The organism is Pseudomonas asgharzadehiana (assembly GCF_019139815.1).
GTDB lineage: Bacteria > Pseudomonadota > Gammaproteobacteria > Pseudomonadales > Pseudomonadaceae > Aquipseudomonas > Aquipseudomonas asgharzadehiana.
This window is the reverse complement of the sequence record NZ_CP077079.1, coordinates 2,286,745-2,302,557: the sequence shown is the minus strand read 5'-3', so window position 1 is coordinate 2,302,557 and position 15,813 is coordinate 2,286,745. Positions and strand designations below refer to the sequence as shown.

Below are 15,813 nucleotides of genomic sequence, written 5' to 3'. Positions count from 1 at the left end.
GACTTTGCCAGTTCCCGGGAGGACCATGATGCTCAGTCTGTTTCGGCACAAAAGGCAAAAGCCTCCTCCGCCACCCACCGGAAACGTCGCCGATGGGTACCTGTCCATCGAATCGTCCCAGAGCTTGTTAGCAGCCGAGCATCGCCGCCAGTTGCTTGATCGCATTTGGCAGTACACCGCCCTCTCCCATCCGCAATTCAGCCAGCTCTATTTAAATCCGATCCATCGCTACGCCGAGCTGGTCCAGCAGCTTCCAGCCAGCGAGACGCACCACCATGCTTATCTTGGCGGCATGCTCGACCATGGTCTGGAGCTGGTCGCCTGTAGTCTGAAACTGCGTCAGTCGTATCTGCTGCCCACAGGTGCCGCCCCCGAAGACCAAGCCGCTCAGACCGACGCCTGGTCCGCTGGCATCGCCTACGGCGCCCTGCTGCATGACATCGGCAAGATTGCCGTGGACCTGCTGGTCGAACGCCAAGACGGTAGTGTCTGGCATCCTTGGCAGGGATCCCTGGATCAGCCCTACCGTTTTCGCTACCTCAAGGATCGTGACTACCACCTGCACGGCGCGGCCGCAGGCTTGATCTATACCCAGATTCTCCACTGCTCAATCCTCGATTGGCTCAGTGGATTTCCAGCACTGTGGGCCAGTTTGCTGTATGTCCTGGCGGGCCAGTACGAACGTGCCGGCGTGTTCGGTGAGTTGGTGATGCAGGCCGACCGCGTTTCCACCGCACAGAACATCGGTGGTAACCCGAGCAAGGCGCTGCAAGCACCGATTCATTCGCTACAACACCACCTGATCGGCGGACTACGTTATCTGATTCAACACGAGCTGAAACTCAACCAGCCGGGTGCCGCGGGATGGCTGACCCAGGACGCACTGTGGCTGGTCAGCAAGACGGTCACAGACAAGCTGCGAGCCTATCTGCTGTCGCAATCGATTGAGGGCATTCCCTCGTCCAATCTCGCAGTGTTTGACGAGCTGCAGTCACATGGATTGGTTGAGTCCACGCCAGAAGGCAAAGCCATCTGGACCGCGCTCGTGGCACAGGGAAATTGGCAGCAGAGTTTCACCTTTCTGCGCCTTCAACCCGCACTGATTTGGGGAAACGAAGACCGGCCCAAAATTTTCAGCGGAACAGTGACCATGGTAGTCGATGACCACCCGACTGACGCTCCGGTATCACCACCAGTGCCCAAGGCAGGCGGAACAGGATCACATCAAAACCAATCGCTGGAAGATTCACTAGCGATGGATGCCGATTACCTCGGAACGTTGCTGAATATGTTCGAATTGGCAGAGCCCGAGACTCCTGAATCACCACCCGAAAGAGCTCTTGAAATCCGAAGCTCCCCTTCGGACAACCCCGGTCGGGCATTCCTGAAATGGGTCAAGGAAGGCATCCAGAGCCACAAGCTGATCATCAACGACAGCAAGGCTAAAATCCACACGGTGAGCGGCAGCGTGCTATTGGTCACACCAGGTCTCTTCCAACGCTATGTGCAGGAGTTTCCTGGTATCTCACAGGATTTCGATCAAGAGATTGAAGAATGGCGTTGGGTGCAGAAGCAGTTCGAAAAACTGAAGGTCCACAGGAAACGAGACGATGGCTTGAACATCTGGATCTGTCATGTCGAAGGTCCTCGGAAGAAAGCAAATCTTAAAGGTTATTTGCTCGAGACCCCGGCGTTGTTGTTCAATATTGTGCCGGCCGATAATCCTTTTCTTAAAATCGTAAATGCTTAGATTCCCATAGAAATCTATTGGATCCTACGACATTCTGCACCGCGAGTATTAGGACTGCCGAACTCATGGCCAGCCACAATACTGTGACGCCGTTGCAGTTTGAGAGACCGCACACTACAGCCTACACCGACGCGGTGAAATTATGACAGCGTGCCCCGGTTTGACACAGGGTCCGCCAGGGGGGCTCCGTCTCTCTTCGCCCCCTTTCTATCTCATCCCTGAACCCGCAGATGATCACTAGTAAGGATGTTTGCCCACGCAGTCCTGAAGTCTCGCAACGCCTGGTTCGATGCTGGCTTCCCACGGAAAATCATTGGTGAGCTAGGCTCGTGCCAAGCTCACAGCCAAAAGCGCGCATTCGCACCGAAGGAATTGTCAAACACAAATGACTTTGTATTTGATGACGGTATGGCTACAGAAGAGCTCACCTTTAGCGATCCATTGAGTCTCCTGTTTTGCTCTCACCATCAACCGAGCTGGGTGGAAAAAACAAGTCTCAGATAGATAGGCGTTCTTCTGGCAGAGATTCATACCGAATCACACCTCGTGCCCATAGATCGCCTTTGCGAGCGGCCCTCCGGATGGATGAAGGCGAGATCACGAGCCACTTCCCAATTTTCGGCTTAACCAAAGGCCTCCCCATTCGGGCGTGACAGGCCGCAAGGAACGGCTCCATCTTTTCGATGATATGCGGTGCGAGCTGGGCTACCTCCGACGATGCATAGCTGGCTTCGGGTGCATAGGTCAGTCCTTTCGGAAAAGCGTACGCTGTATCCCAAAATACTGCCGGCATTTCGCACGCTAAGAAACCTGCACCCGCAGGTAGGTAGTACGTACCCAAGTCGATAATCGAGCCATCGAGTTCCACCCAATAATGAGAATGCTCGCCAGACTCAGATGCATACCCGTGAACGAAGCCCCTTCGCTGATCCTGCGAAACCACAAAGGCTGAAAATCTGCCCCCCAGCACCTCAGGGCTATGTCCCAGCGACTGCAAGAGACTGTGTACACCAAAAGATGCATACAAGCATCGTTTGTAGTAGTCATCGGGAAACTGGGCCTTCAGGCATCTATCTACTACACAGAGAACGCGCTCAACAACCGTAGCATCGACCAAAGCAAGCTCCTTCTCAGATTTGGTGCTCGAAGATAAATATAGTGGCCATTACATGGCATAACATGACTAAAATCCACCCCGGCACCTGACGGATCGCCTTGCGCTGAAACGCCGAATTACCACGCCCAGCGCAACATGCAACGTCAGGGCCATCTATATACCTCTCTCAGCGGTAGCAGGCGACTGATGAGACTCTCTGCAGGTAAGCTATATGGATGAGCAGGTTGCGCTGAAGTTGATCGCCGAGAAGGCCTATGACGTCGGGTACTCCGCCAAACTTCACTTCTCCACCTACGACATTGTGGAGAAAGCTCCAGGCTGGATCGGCCTGATCTCCCTGGTGATTGGCGTGCTAGCGCTCTACATCGATTTCTTGGCGGCAAAACACATCTCGGCGCTCATTACGGTGATCGGCATCTGCAGCCTCTACATCACCTATTACGGCGATACCAAAGAGCAGTATTTCCAGGCTGGGAACAAGCTGACGCAGTTGCTGGATCAGCTGAAGAGCATGTCTGCCCGGTGCAAATCCAATCACCAGTTCAACTCCGCCGATCAAGCCGAACTGGATCAAATCACCACCGATTTCCGCTCAGCCTGTCAGAGAAAGCACATCCTGTTCTCAGGCTGGCTTGCTCACAAGAAATTCTTCTGGGATCAACAGGTCGACTGGATCGCTGAGCACCGTGAGTTTTCGTTTTTCAGGGACAAGATCCCGTTTTCCGTTTACGCGCTAATTGTGGTGGTTCTGATCGCTTATGCCGGCGGGTCATGGCTTGCCGCGCATCCAGATCTTCTGCTCTCCCTAAAGGACGCTTGCACCCATGAGTAAAGAGCTTTTTGAGCAATTTCGAAGAAACCTGGCCGTCAAGAACGCCGACGAGATCTCCAAAAGCTACCGGCAGATCACCGAGAAACTGAACGGAAAATACTACGACAGTGCCTCAGACATCCTCCACTGCCGCCAGGTCGGCTCGTACGGTCGCCATACCGCCGTCCACGGCGTAAGCGATCTGGACATGGCGTTCGTGCTGCCATGGTCGGTCTACGATCGCTTCCAGCGTTACGAAAATAACAAACAGTCGGCGTTACTCGGAGAGATACGCCTAGCCCTGAAGGAGCGCTTTCCTAATCATGAGGTCAGGGCTCAGCAGCAGGTAGTGTCGATCAACTTCACGGATTACGTGGTCGAGGTGCTACCTGCGTTCGAGCATGAGGATGGTAGCTACACTTATCCGGATGCGAATGACGGGGGCAACTGGGAAACCTGCAACCCGGTCGCTGAAATCGATGAGATTAACGCGCTGAACCAGGCCAAAAACCATAACCTCAAGCGCCTATGCAAAATGGTGCGGGCCTGGAAGAACGACCACGGCGTGCCGCTTAAAGGGATGATGATCGACACTCTCTGCTACCAGTTCCTCAAGAGCACCGCAGACTACGACGCCAACTCCTATTCCGCCTACGGCGAAATGACTCGGGATTTCTTCGCATACCTGGTGGATATCGACGAGGACAAGGAGCAATGGCGTGCGCCTGGAAGCGGCTCGATCGTCACGAAGTCAGGTAACTTCCACCCCAAAGCCAAGAAGGCCCTGAGGCGTTTACAGGAGGCTCTGGAAGATGCTGAGGTTGCCCATGAGCGGTGGAGCACTGTCTTTGGCGAACATTTCCCAGAGTATGTCGAGCAGGAAAAGAAGCAGGCGATAGCGGAAAATCGCGTCAAAAATGGCGAACAGTACATTGGCCGAAAATTCAGCCTCGACATCCAGTACACCCTTCGTATCGATTGCTCGGTCAAAAATGAGGGTGACCGACTTCGCAACCTCATGTCACGCGTTATGACCTACCGGATCCCGAAACAGCGTGAGCTGACATTTTGGGTAGCCGAGATCGATGTGCCGCCACCTTATAAAATCTACTGGAAGGTGAAGAATCTCGGCCCGGAGGCCATCGAGCGGAACATGATTCGCGGGGAAATCCGTATCGACAGCGGCCACCATCAAATCACCGAGCACTCAACCTTCCAAGGCGACCATTACGTGGAATGCTATGCGGTGAAAGACAACGTGTGCGTTGCCCGCAGCCGAATCATCGTGCCGATATGAGTACTGTCGAAGTGTTTCAGGAGACAGTCCGCACTTACGCGACTTTTTGCGACGAAACTACAAAGCACTGGTAAAAAAACAATGCCATACGCTATCGGCGAGGGAGGCAGCTTTGAAGCAATATGCAGCGAATAGCGTCGACGAGTTAAACCAGCTCCTTGGGACCTTCGGTGAGAATATTTTGTTTCGTGGCCAGATCTCCCATTACGGTGAGGTGGGAGCCCCCTCCATAGGAACGTCCTTCGACAGGAAGGGGTGCATACCGAGCGAAATGCTCAAGTGGTGTCGCTACTCCCAAGGCGTGTTGGATGCCTACATCGCCCAGCACCGATCAGACTTTGCCTACCAGCAGGCCCTCCTTCAGCACTACGGGTGGCGTTCGTTTTACGTCGATTGCACTTCAAGTGCAGCCGTAGCTGCATGGTTCGCCAGCCACAAATACAGTGAAGCAACCACGCTGGAGCTGTGCGAGGACTGTGACGAGGTGGCGGTGATGGTCAGAAAGCGCATGGCCCGCTATGCACCTGTGATCGGCACTGGCCATCTGTATGTGCTCAGTAAGCAGGCCGCTAATCATGTAGGCCTAGTCAACTTGGCTACGTTGACGGTTGAGGGCTACAGGCCGCGCCCCGTGGCTCAGTCAGCTTGGCTTCTTGGCCCTCTGCACAATCCGATTCCACAGAATTGCTATCTCGCACAAATCACTGTCCCGAGCGACGTTCTGCAGGCGTATGCCGCTGCCCGTGGCTTAACCGACACGAACACGCTCTTTCCCTCTCCCGCAGACGATCCGATCTTAAGATCACTGCTGGGATTGCCGTGGGAGGAGATCAAGTTTGAAGCAAGCCTCAAAAATCTGCCTGCGTTCAAGCGAGCACTGGAGCTTCCGGAGTACCATCCAAGCTTAGTGAAAATCGCAGGTGCGCAAACGGCGTTCTATCGTGGTGCAAGGATTCTGGATACCCAGGATTCGATTGATGGTAACCCTCACAGTGGAATCTTCGTCGAAATCCCGGACATGGTGCTCTATGGCTCAGCCGACCCGAGCAAGCCCCTTCGCTTCCCTGAAATCGAGAAGCTAATCAACGAGAATGGCACGGTAGCATTCGAAGCAGACACGTTGATCAAGCATCCAACCCTAGATCACCTGACGCTCTACCAGAAGGGCGTCGGCGTCATACCTCGCGGGCCCGACCTATTTGAGGTTTGTGAACTCACCGTCAACCACCCAGGGCTCCGACTGAGCGGCGCCGGCTTCATCACGGGCTGGACATATCGGAGGCAGGCAAGCGGAGTGTGGACACGGGAAGCGCAGACCACAGATTGCTCATGCGGCAATCCCATCGTCCATGCACAGCACATCAGCGCACTGCACATCGCCGAAGAGTTCCTGAGAGATCCCAAAGGCTTCAATTGACGAAGCTCGTGCACTCAGCCGTGCCGATCACTAAGGAGCACGGACGGCTAGCCTCGACCAATGTCGAGATGAATCTCGACTCATCGCTGTACCCGACTCACTACGCTATCCTGATCAAACTCGCAGGCGCTTCCAAAACTTCAATCAGATGGGTTTGAGGTTCATCTTGGCTTCAAAAATCAGCAGATCGCTTTCCTCGTTGGTGATCATCATGTTGACTAGGCGAGGGCTCACTTCGATCTCGCCGCCGAGCGTCGCACGCACAGTTTCGGGATACCGTTCGAGCATCAGATCCGCCAGGCCATGGCTGTAGCCATCGCGGATGAGCTTGATCTTGGTGTCATCCGCAGTGCCGTATTTGATGAGTTTGTAGAACCCTGGATCCAGGGCGCCTACCCCATTCAGCACCTCGACGAACTTGAAGATCTTGTTGTCGAAGAAATCGTCCTCGTCCTTGAGACGGACGATTGCCAGGTTGATACGCTCGCCGTCATCCTTCTGGGAGATCCTTACCCAGTTCTCGTACTTGCTGTCGCGATATTTGGTATCACCCCATTTACCCACGAACACGTGATCGCTATGGCTAGTCTCGACCAGCTTTTTCCAGTACGCGAGCGTCTGTCGGATCGTCTGCTTGACGCTGAGTTTCTTCAGCTTCCAATCCAGGATCATGGCGTAGAAATTCCGGGCAGGCTCTTGCTTGAGACGCACCAGGTCGCTGTACTCTCGGCTGTTGTCGAAGTGATCGACGAACGATTTGGAGATCGCAAGCATCAGCCGGTCAACGGTGTTGATGACGCCGTTCGCCTCGATGCCTCGCCTGATCTTCCGTTCAATAGCCTCCTCCTCTGAGAACACGTCAATTTCACTGACACTGTTCGCGATTAGGAGCTTGCCCACCTGAGTGGTAACGTACCGACACTCTCGATCTTTAACCACGCCAGGATGCAGATTCTCAAGACGAGCCACGGCGTCGTCGTAGAGAACCGACACCTTCCCATCGATGATCTTGGTGGCTTCAAGCAGAACGTTGCTGACAGTGTCCTTGACCACCTTTGAAACGTTGACGGATTTATCGTAGAAAGTCTCAAGCGCTGCATTGTCGCGGGTGTAGCCATTTACGCCCAACAGGTAGATGCTGGACTCCAGCTTTCTCAACGCAGCCTTAGCTCCAGGCGCGAAGACCTCACTGAACCGGTTAACGCGTCCGACCAGGTTCTTGAATTGAGATGGCGTCAGCTTTTGCTTCCCTTTGAAAAAATCAAAGACGAAGAGTCGTTCGATCGGCAGGTTCACCCCTTCCAGAAGCGTGGAGTTGCAGACCAAAAACCTCATCTGCTTGGAGCTGCTGAACAGGTTCTCCAAGTAAAGACGGATGGTGTCAGGGATCGAACCATGGTGGTACATAACCCCTTTGCGCAGGCAGCCGATCAGTTTGTAGCGTCGGTCAAAAAGCTCTTCTAGCTCGGCACAGGCAGTCTGGATCAGCGGACAATCTACGAGCGGCAGCACGGCTGCCAGTTCAACCGCAAATGACTCAATGCTTTTTTTCCTGTTGCCGTAAACGATGTTTTTGGACAGTGCTTCGCCTTTGATGAGCTCGAAGCAGTTGGCATACCTCCGATCGAATTCCATCCAGTCATTCAGGAAATGATCGTAGAGCTTGAGCTTCGTCTGGCCCCTCCCTGCCCTAAAATCCTTAATGTAGAAGCGCTCAGACTTGATGTACTCGTCGATCTTGAATCCGCTCGGGATCATGTCCAAGAAGCGCACACGGACATTGAGTTCATCGCATAGGAAGGGAGTTAGGAACTTGAATGATGTTTCCGGATTACGAGCCCCCAGGATGCACAGCATGGCAGCCAGTAACTCACTTCTGCGGTCGCTCTGCAGCAGGTTGTGGGCCTCGTCGACGAAGACCATATCGAAGCTCAGCCCGGCGTTCTCGTTCAAGAGCCTGTTGAGCCGCTCCTGGGTCAGGACAAATGCCCTGTTCTTCCGTTCAACTGAATACATCTCGGGGTGGGTCACCACCTTGCCCAGCCCCTCAATGTCCGCGTAGATCAACCGTTTTTTCGTCTGGGCCAGCAGAGCCTTAGAAGGCACGAGGATCAGGATCCGCTGCCCTGGATTTTCCCTCACCGATTGGATGATGAGCTCAGATTTACCGTAACTGGTCGGAGCAACCACGACTGACGACTTACGGTACTCCGACTGAACAAATGTCCGCAGGGCATCCTGTTGCTCAGTCAGCACGATGCCTTGATCACGGAAGGTATCGATGTAGCTGCCCACGATGTTTCGGATGAACGACTCGCTGCGGTGATCATCCTCGGAAAAGTAGCTGCTGATTACTGCTGAGACAGGGTGCAGACCACTGTTGAGTGCTACATCGTACAGCGCCTGGTACTGACCCGAAGCGTTACCGTAAAACAGGATAATGCGGTAGCCGAGACGCCGAATTTCGAGGGTTTTGTGGTTAAGGAGCAGCACGGCGATCGCCAAAAGTTTCACAATCTCTGTGTTACCCAGTTCGTCTCCCTTGAGGAGTTGGAAATACAGATCCTTGAACTTGGTGTTGCCCAGTTTTCTGATAGTCAGCTCTTCCATGCTACTGCTCCGCCTCCTGCCTCAAAAACTCTTCCAGCTTTTCCATGGTGCCTTTGTGGAGGGACAGCACCCACACCGTTTTGAACACAGCTTCAGCTACCAGCTTGGTGGTGAAATTTGACACGGTATTTTCGGCGATAGCCTGGGACACTTCGCTGAACAGGGCAGAGACCAGAAACACATTGTTGTCCGAAGCACTCGCTCCGTCTTCTTCAGCCAAATCACCTTCCATCTCCAAGATCTCAATAACCGAGTCCCGGTAATTAGCTTTGTTGTGGATCGCATTTTTCGCGGCATTGATCGCGTTAAGCCAGTGATTGAGCTCCGGCTCAGCCAAACGCCTCTTGAGGTCATCCCGAGCCAAACGCAATTGCGCACTTGTGGCCGAGCAAGAAGTCTTGTCCGCCCCTCTGCCGCCCGACTTGACCTCGGTGATCCAGACGTTGTTGGTTGAGGTCTCGTATAGGAGGAGATCGAAGCCCTTCCGGATACTCTTCTCTTCCATATTGAAGAACGGGGAGACCACATCGAAGTTGGGGAAGAGCTTCAGAATGATGACGTGAGACAGGAGCTCACCCAGCATACCAATCCGGGTTTCCCAAGTTTTCTTGGAATAGCGTTCGTTCCAGAAGTGCTTAATCGTCGCAGGGTATTTGTAGATCGCCCTGTCCTTGCTGGCCTGATCAGCACCATGGCAGATACGGGTGAGGTTTTCCCTCAGCGCGAGCTTAAGCTCATCAGAAAAATTCTCGACACAACACAGCGCATACTGGTCTACCTGCTTGAAGCTCACGCCATCCATAACACTTCCTACAAACACTAAACCGCAGAATCCTCTTGCGGTTGCTGCGCGCGATCAATGATCCCGCCCTGAATAAGGGTAGGCACCAGCTGAGCAGCCGTGCGCGCGAGTGAGATCTAGTCAGGGATGACCGATAGCGGCACTGTGCCAGCGTCACCGCAAGTTAGCGTGATTAACGGGACCGGTAAACAAGATCGGAGACTATTTTTGGTGCAAATCGTCGGAGTTTGCGTAACAGCTGTATAAATATCCAATTCTTCGTAGGTCAATCAGAGTCGGACTGAAAGATACGCAGCACTGTGGACAGCCCCCATCCAACGCCGCTGGTCATTCCCGACTGAGAGGTAGGCAGCGTGAGCCACTCCCCCGCACTTATGAACTACTGAAAGCCATCTGAATCCATCTGGCTCTGTCGGAAATCGCCACTCGCGAATCTGATGCACTGGGGCAAAACTGGGGACACATTTGAATTTTTTCCGCCTGAAAATACCTTCCTACAGCCAAGTCAAAATGTTTTTCGGATATAACGACCTTGACTGTATTTACAGGCTTGGTGTTCATCAAGCTTTCCGACGGGCTCAGCATCAACCTCAATCACGTAAGGACGGCATCCATAGCTCTAGCAATTAGGTTAATGCGTGTGATCGCGGCCCGAGCGTCCATCACCAGGAAGTTGATAGCCCCCATCGAAAAGAACCTCCGCCGTGGGAAGCATGTGCTATCCGATGACTCTACCGGAGTCTGAGCGACTGTCCGGATCACCTCACCAGCAATAGAAAGCTCCGCGCTCCCTACAGCCGTAACCCGAAGCTTGCCTTGCGGAATGTCCAGATAGGCAACCCACTGATGAATGTCTTCGCATCTTCAGACTCTCGAACGCCATCTGAGACGGCATACCGAAATCCACGATATCCGTGGGAGTAAATGTGGGAGTAATTTTTCAGATATGAAAAAGCCGAACTGATTAGAGTTCGGCTAAGTCATTGAATTAAATGGTCGGGACGGAGTGATTCGAACACTCGACCCCTAGCACCCCATACGTGGGATAGCTGAATTCCATGTTTATCCGCCAGCCGTACCTGCCGAACATCGAGTAGGAGGCGGATTTACATCCGCCGTCCTCTCACACCACCGTACGTACGGTTCCGTATACGGCGGTTCAGGTTATGCGGATAAGCCGTTTATCGTATCCAGTATCGAGACCAGTCCGAGTTGATTCCACAGTTTTTTTCGGTAGCGCCTGATTCACATGCGACGCTCCCGAGTTCCACCAAGGACCTCGGCCATTGGCTGCTGATGTATGAGCACGTCCTTCCTGGATCCCTAGACGCATCAGGTTGCGCGCCCTCGTCGAGGGCTGCTTCCATTGGCGCCACAGGACGCATCGAAGTCTGCGTCGTACCCAGCCGTCCAGCTCCTCAAGTGGCTTCCTGCTCTGGCTGAACTTGAAATAGCCTGACCAACCGCGCAACACCGGGTTGATTCGCTCGATGATTGCACTCATCTTGCAACCCCGTGCGCCTTGCAACAGCTCTTTGAGCCGGTCGCGCAGGCGATTTAGGCTCATCGTCGACACTTTCAGCCTCGGCTGTTTATGCCAGCTCATCCCATAACCCAGGTAATCGCAGACCCACGGCCTTGCCACACGGCTCTTCTCTCGATTCAGCGCCAGTTTCAGACGCTGATTCAGGAAGCGCTCGACCCCGGCCAACACTCGTTCGCCAGCACGACGACTACGCACGTAAATGTTCGCATCATCGGCATAACGCACGAAGCGATGGCCCCGTCGTTCCAACTCTCGGTCGAGTTCGTTGAGCAGGATGTTCGACAGCAACGGCGAGAGCGGGCCGCCTTGCGGCGTCCCCTCCTGCCGTCGGCTGACGATCCCACCCGACATGACTCCAGCCTCAAGGTAGCGACGGATCAGTCTGAGCACCCGCTTGTCTTTGATTTGACGCTCGACGTAGGCCATCAATACATCGTGGTTGACCCGATCGAAGAACTTCTCCAAATCGAGTTCCACACACCAGCGGTGACCCGCCGCCACATGGGCGCGGGCTGTTTCGATGGCTTGATGAGCGCTTCTGCCCGGACGAAAGCCGTAGCTGTAGTCCGAGAACAGAGGATCGAAGATCGGCGTGAGCTGTTGCAGCAAGGCCTGTTGGATCAGACGATCCACGACGTTGGGAATGCCCAACTGCCGCGTTCCACCTTTGGGTTTAGGGATTTCGACGGCGCGCACACCTTGCGGGTGATATTCGCCGGCCAGCAACCGAGCCTTGAGGATCGGCCAATACTGATTCGTGTAGTCCGCCAGTTGCTCCACCGTCATGCCATCGGCACCCGGTCCGCCCTTATTACTGACCACACGTTGATACGCACGCCGCAGGTTGGCGGGTGCAAGCACCCGCTCCATCAGCGTGTCCGGCTCCGCGTTCGTCCACGCCACAGACGCCGCCGATGCCTGCGCACTGCCAGCCGCAAGCCCTGGATTCCGTCCAGAACTTGGGGTTACAGCCCTCTTGTCGAGAGATTTCTGCTTTTCGGACATTCGACGAGACTCTGACGCCTACTGGCGGCATAACCTGTTCGGCCCTTCATCGCCCAGGTTTCGGCGATTACTACGGCTTCAGCTGACTTCTGCATGCTCATCCCGTCGCCTCTCGACGCTCGGTAGCACAATGGCAAGCATGCAGATCTCCCAGGGTAATTCGCGCGACCTTCCTGCTTATGCCTGTCGGATGTACGTCGTGGCGTTCCGTGCAAGTATTGGGCTTTGACGATATGCGCCGTCTTACCCCGCCACGCCGCCTAATCCGCTTCCTGTTCGTCAGGCCAGCATTTTGCCTCGGGCTTCCTTCAGATTCGCAGTCACCCGCGACACCCTTGCCTCTGGCTAACACTTCCCCTTGCCGGGTGTGTAGAGGACTTTCACCTCCAAGTCACCAGCATGGCCACCACAGCCAAGCTGGTTGCGCTTACGCGCAACGCGCCATGCCTGGCGCACGCATAAAAAACCCGGCACGAGGCCGGGTGATTACCTGCCCCTCCGAAACGCAGCCCCCAAATGAGAGGGATGGAGAGCTGGCAAGAGAGTGCGGGAACGGGATACTGCCAAATGGTGCCTTCCTGCGCAATAGATTCCTCTAGCCGACCAGCTCCGAAACATCAGGCGACTTGTGTAGTCCCGCTAGATAGCCCCAAGGAAGCTGCGACATCCGTTATCACCGCACGAAACAGCTCCTCAGCTTGGGCCCAGGGCACTGCAAACGATTCGTGCTGTCACGTCGAAATTCTCCAAAGTGAGCACATCGATTGGCGAACGCCCCTTCAGTCGCTCATGAGGCTCACAGACCGTCCGATAAAGGCTCCACCCATCGACATCCGGAAACCGCGCTAACGCAGCAAGTACCAACTTGTGCCGCAGTGGATCAAGCTGCCAATCTGGAATGCGCTGACCACGATTCCCCAGGCTCAGGGACAGCAGACGGCGAGCCTTGATATCACGGTTGATCTGATCTCGGGATTTGCCGGCCAATTTAGCGAAAACCAGTAACGGCAAATTACTAGCGGCCTCATAAATGGCAAGCATCTCGGCACGTTCTCGCTGGATGTCAGACACGTGAGATTGATGCGGCTTTTCAGTCGGGACCGGGTGAGGTACGACAGGCGACTGGTGCAACATAATAAGAGCTGGTTCGTCACTAACCGAAGCCTTGGGCACCGAGACGGTTGCCTTTGGAAAGGCTTCGTTATACTGAATGGGATTCGTGTTCACGTTTTCCAGCGACGGCAGCGAAGCGGCCCCCTCCAATCGGATGGTGAGCGAAGAGCTAGCCGCTTTCAGTTGGCCCTGTCCCCATAAATCCAGACGGTTCGCCCAATCCTGCATCATGGTCCGGCGCTGCTCGACGTATTCCGCGTGATTGTAGGCCGCACTCACCTTGTCCGGATCAGCATGAGAAAGCTGGGCATCCACCCACACCTTCGGGTATCCGATTTCGTTCAGCGCCGTCGAGATCGTCGCCCTCATCCCATGACCCGTGAGTTGATCGGCATACCCCATCCGGCGCAACGCGCCATTCAGCGTGTTCTCACTGATACGCTTGCTCAGGTCGCTTCGATGCGCAAATAAGTAGCGCTGTGCGGGGACAACCTGGTCCAGCAAGTGACGCACGATCTCCAGCGCCTGGACCGACAGCGGGACAATGTAGGGTGGTACATTTTGAATCTGCTTACCTGGCTTGCGCATCGCTAGCTGGAGTTGTTTCACCACTTCCGCCGGTATGACCCACAAGCGCTTCTCCAGATCGAACTGGTCGGGTGTCGCCAACCGCAATTCGCCCGTGCGGACACCGGTCAGCAGCAACAACCGAAGGCCAAGCCGCGTTTGGCTGGCGCCACCGTAATTTTGAAGAGCAACCATCAATCCTGGGAGCTCGTCCATTCGGAGGAATGGATTGTGCGTAACAGGAGGTTTGGGAAGTGCGACCACATCAAGGTCTGAAGCCGGGTTGTGTTCCAGTCCCTCGATTTTCACCAGCGCATAGCGGAACAATTGGTTGAACCAGGTCCGGCATTTTTCGGCGGTCGTTAAGGCCTTGCGCTGTTCGATCCTGCTCAGTAAATCCAGCAGATCGTGACGATTGATATCGTAGATAGACCGCCCGCCCAGGCTGGGCAGGACGTCTTTATTGAAGATTCTCAATATCTGCGAGAGCGTGCTTTGACGCCCTTCCTTCAGGCTCAGCCTGCGGAACTCCACCCACTGATTGAACACAGCCTCGAAGGTGTGCTCCTTCGCAGCATGAACAGCAAGCCGCTGTTGTTTGCGATGCTCATAGGGATTGATGCCTTGGGCAACCAAGGTACGGGCTTCATCACGACGGGTACGGGCTTCTTTAAGCCCAATTTGGGGATAACTACCGAGGGACATGCGCTTCTGCTTGCCCGCCCAGTAGTAGCGGAAGAGCCAGACTTTGCCGCCTCTGGCCGTCACATTGAGTGTGAGACCATCACTGTCGCCGAGGGTGTAGTCATTACCGGTGATTCGGGCGTGCCGAACTGTCATTTCTGAGAGTGCCATCGCGAGCTCCTGAACAGAGTCAGGGCCAGATGCTCGTCTCGTTGCGCAAACTGCTCCAGCAACAAACCGATTCAGTGCTCGTCAGAATTCTGGACTCAATTCTGGACTTAAACGCACCGGATAGTGCTGGATTTCAGTGGTTCCCGCTGGAACGAAAAAAGGGCCTAAAGGCCCTGATTTCAATCACTTACAGAATTCAGTGGAACTCTGTAGCGCAATATTTGGAGCGGGAAACGAGACTCGAACTCGCGACCCCGACCTTGGCAAGGTCGTGCTCTACCAACTGAGCTATTCCCGCTTGGTGATGCGCATTCTATAGAATCCAGCGCACCCGTCAAGCTCTTGATTCAAAAAAGTTTTATTTCTTTTCAACAGTGGTGCGCAGATGCGGCCAGGCGGCGCGCAGGTACTGGAGCATGGACCACAGGGTCAGGCCCGCAGCGACGAGCAGCAAGGCGTAGCCCAGCAGGACCCAGAAGGAGAAGTCAGACGGGTTGGCCAGCAGGATGACCAGCGCAAGCATTTGCGCGGCGGTTTTCCATTTACCCATGTTGGAGACGGCGACGTGGGCACGGGCGCCGATTTCGGCCATCCATTCGCGCAGGGCCGAGACGACGATCTCGCGGCCGATAATCACCGCAGCCGGCAGGGTCAGCCACAGGTTGCCGTGTTCCTGTACCAGTAGCACCAGGGCGACGGCCACCATGAGTTTATCGGCCACCGGATCGAGGAACGCGCCGAAGGGCGTGCTTTGCTCCAGGCGGCGGGCCAGGTAACCGTCAAGCCAGTCGGTGGCGGCCGCAAAGGCGAACACTGAACTGGAGGCCAGGTAGCTCCACTCGTACGGTAAATAGAACAGCAAAATAAAGATCGGGATGAGCAGGACGCGTAGAACGGTGATCAGATTAGGGATATTCATCGGC

General features: G+C 54.8%; 8 protein-coding genes, 1 tRNA gene and 1 pseudogene. 4 read left to right on the top strand and 6 right to left on the bottom strand.

All coding sequences use genetic code 11. The features are described 5' to 3' along the window. The first annotated feature begins 28 nt into the window (after positions 1–28). From mobH to KSS96_RS10680, 4 genes are all read left to right on the top strand, one after another. Positions 29–1,750 (top strand): MobH family relaxase, encoded by a 1,722-nt coding sequence (gene mobH, locus KSS96_RS10695; RefSeq protein ID WP_217856461.1) that lies wholly within the window; start codon positions 29–31, stop codon positions 1,748–1,750. A 1,328-nt stretch (positions 1,751–3,078) separates the two neighbouring features. Then, on the top strand, positions 3,079–3,699 hold the full coding sequence (locus tag KSS96_RS10690) for an SLATT domain-containing protein (protein WP_104993657.1): 621 nt from the start codon (positions 3,079–3,081) through the stop codon (positions 3,697–3,699). Continuing rightward, complete coding sequence (locus KSS96_RS10685) at positions 3,692–4,975, top strand: SMODS domain-containing nucleotidyltransferase (protein WP_217856093.1); 1,284 nt, start codon at positions 3,692–3,694, stop codon at positions 4,973–4,975. The genes KSS96_RS10690 and KSS96_RS10685 overlap by 8 nt, the downstream gene beginning before the upstream one ends. Positions 4,976–5,087: 112 nt before the next feature. Continuing rightward, positions 5,088–6,392, top strand: a complete 1,305-nt coding sequence (locus KSS96_RS10680) for an FRG domain-containing protein (RefSeq protein ID WP_217856091.1) — start codon at positions 5,088–5,090, stop codon at positions 6,390–6,392. A gap of 144 nt (positions 6,393–6,536) precedes the next feature. Here KSS96_RS10680 and KSS96_RS10675 read toward each other — a convergent pair whose 3' ends face one another. The 6 genes and pseudogenes from KSS96_RS10675 to pgsA all read right to left on the bottom strand — a co-directional run bounded on the left by KSS96_RS10675 (position 6,537) and on the right by pgsA (position 15,809). Further along, entirely contained in the window at positions 6,537–9,002 is a 2,466-nt protein-coding gene (locus KSS96_RS10675; protein ID WP_175361344.1) for a DEAD/DEAH box helicase, read from the bottom strand. A gap of 1 nt (position 9,003) precedes the next feature. Next, positions 9,004–9,804 (bottom strand): Hachiman antiphage defense system protein HamA, encoded by an 801-nt coding sequence (locus KSS96_RS10670; RefSeq protein ID WP_032875176.1) that lies wholly within the window; start codon positions 9,802–9,804, stop codon positions 9,004–9,006. A 1,164-nt stretch (positions 9,805–10,968) separates the two neighbouring features. After that, positions 10,969–12,253 (bottom strand): annotated as a pseudogene (ltrA, locus tag KSS96_RS10665) (group II intron reverse transcriptase/maturase). A 795-nt stretch (positions 12,254–13,048) separates the two neighbouring features. Further along, positions 13,049–14,890, bottom strand: coding sequence for a tyrosine-type recombinase/integrase (locus KSS96_RS10660; RefSeq protein ID WP_217856089.1), 1,842 nt, complete (start codon positions 14,888–14,890; stop codon positions 13,049–13,051). Positions 14,891–15,112: 222 nt separating this feature from the next. Continuing rightward, positions 15,113–15,188 (bottom strand) — tRNA-Gly (locus KSS96_RS10655). A gap of 60 nt (positions 15,189–15,248) precedes the next feature. Beyond that, a complete protein-coding gene (gene pgsA / locus KSS96_RS10650) occupies positions 15,249–15,809 on the bottom strand; it encodes a CDP-diacylglycerol--glycerol-3-phosphate 3-phosphatidyltransferase (protein WP_017530524.1) in 561 nt (186 codons plus the stop codon). Between the last annotated feature and the right edge of the window lie 4 nt (positions 15,810–15,813).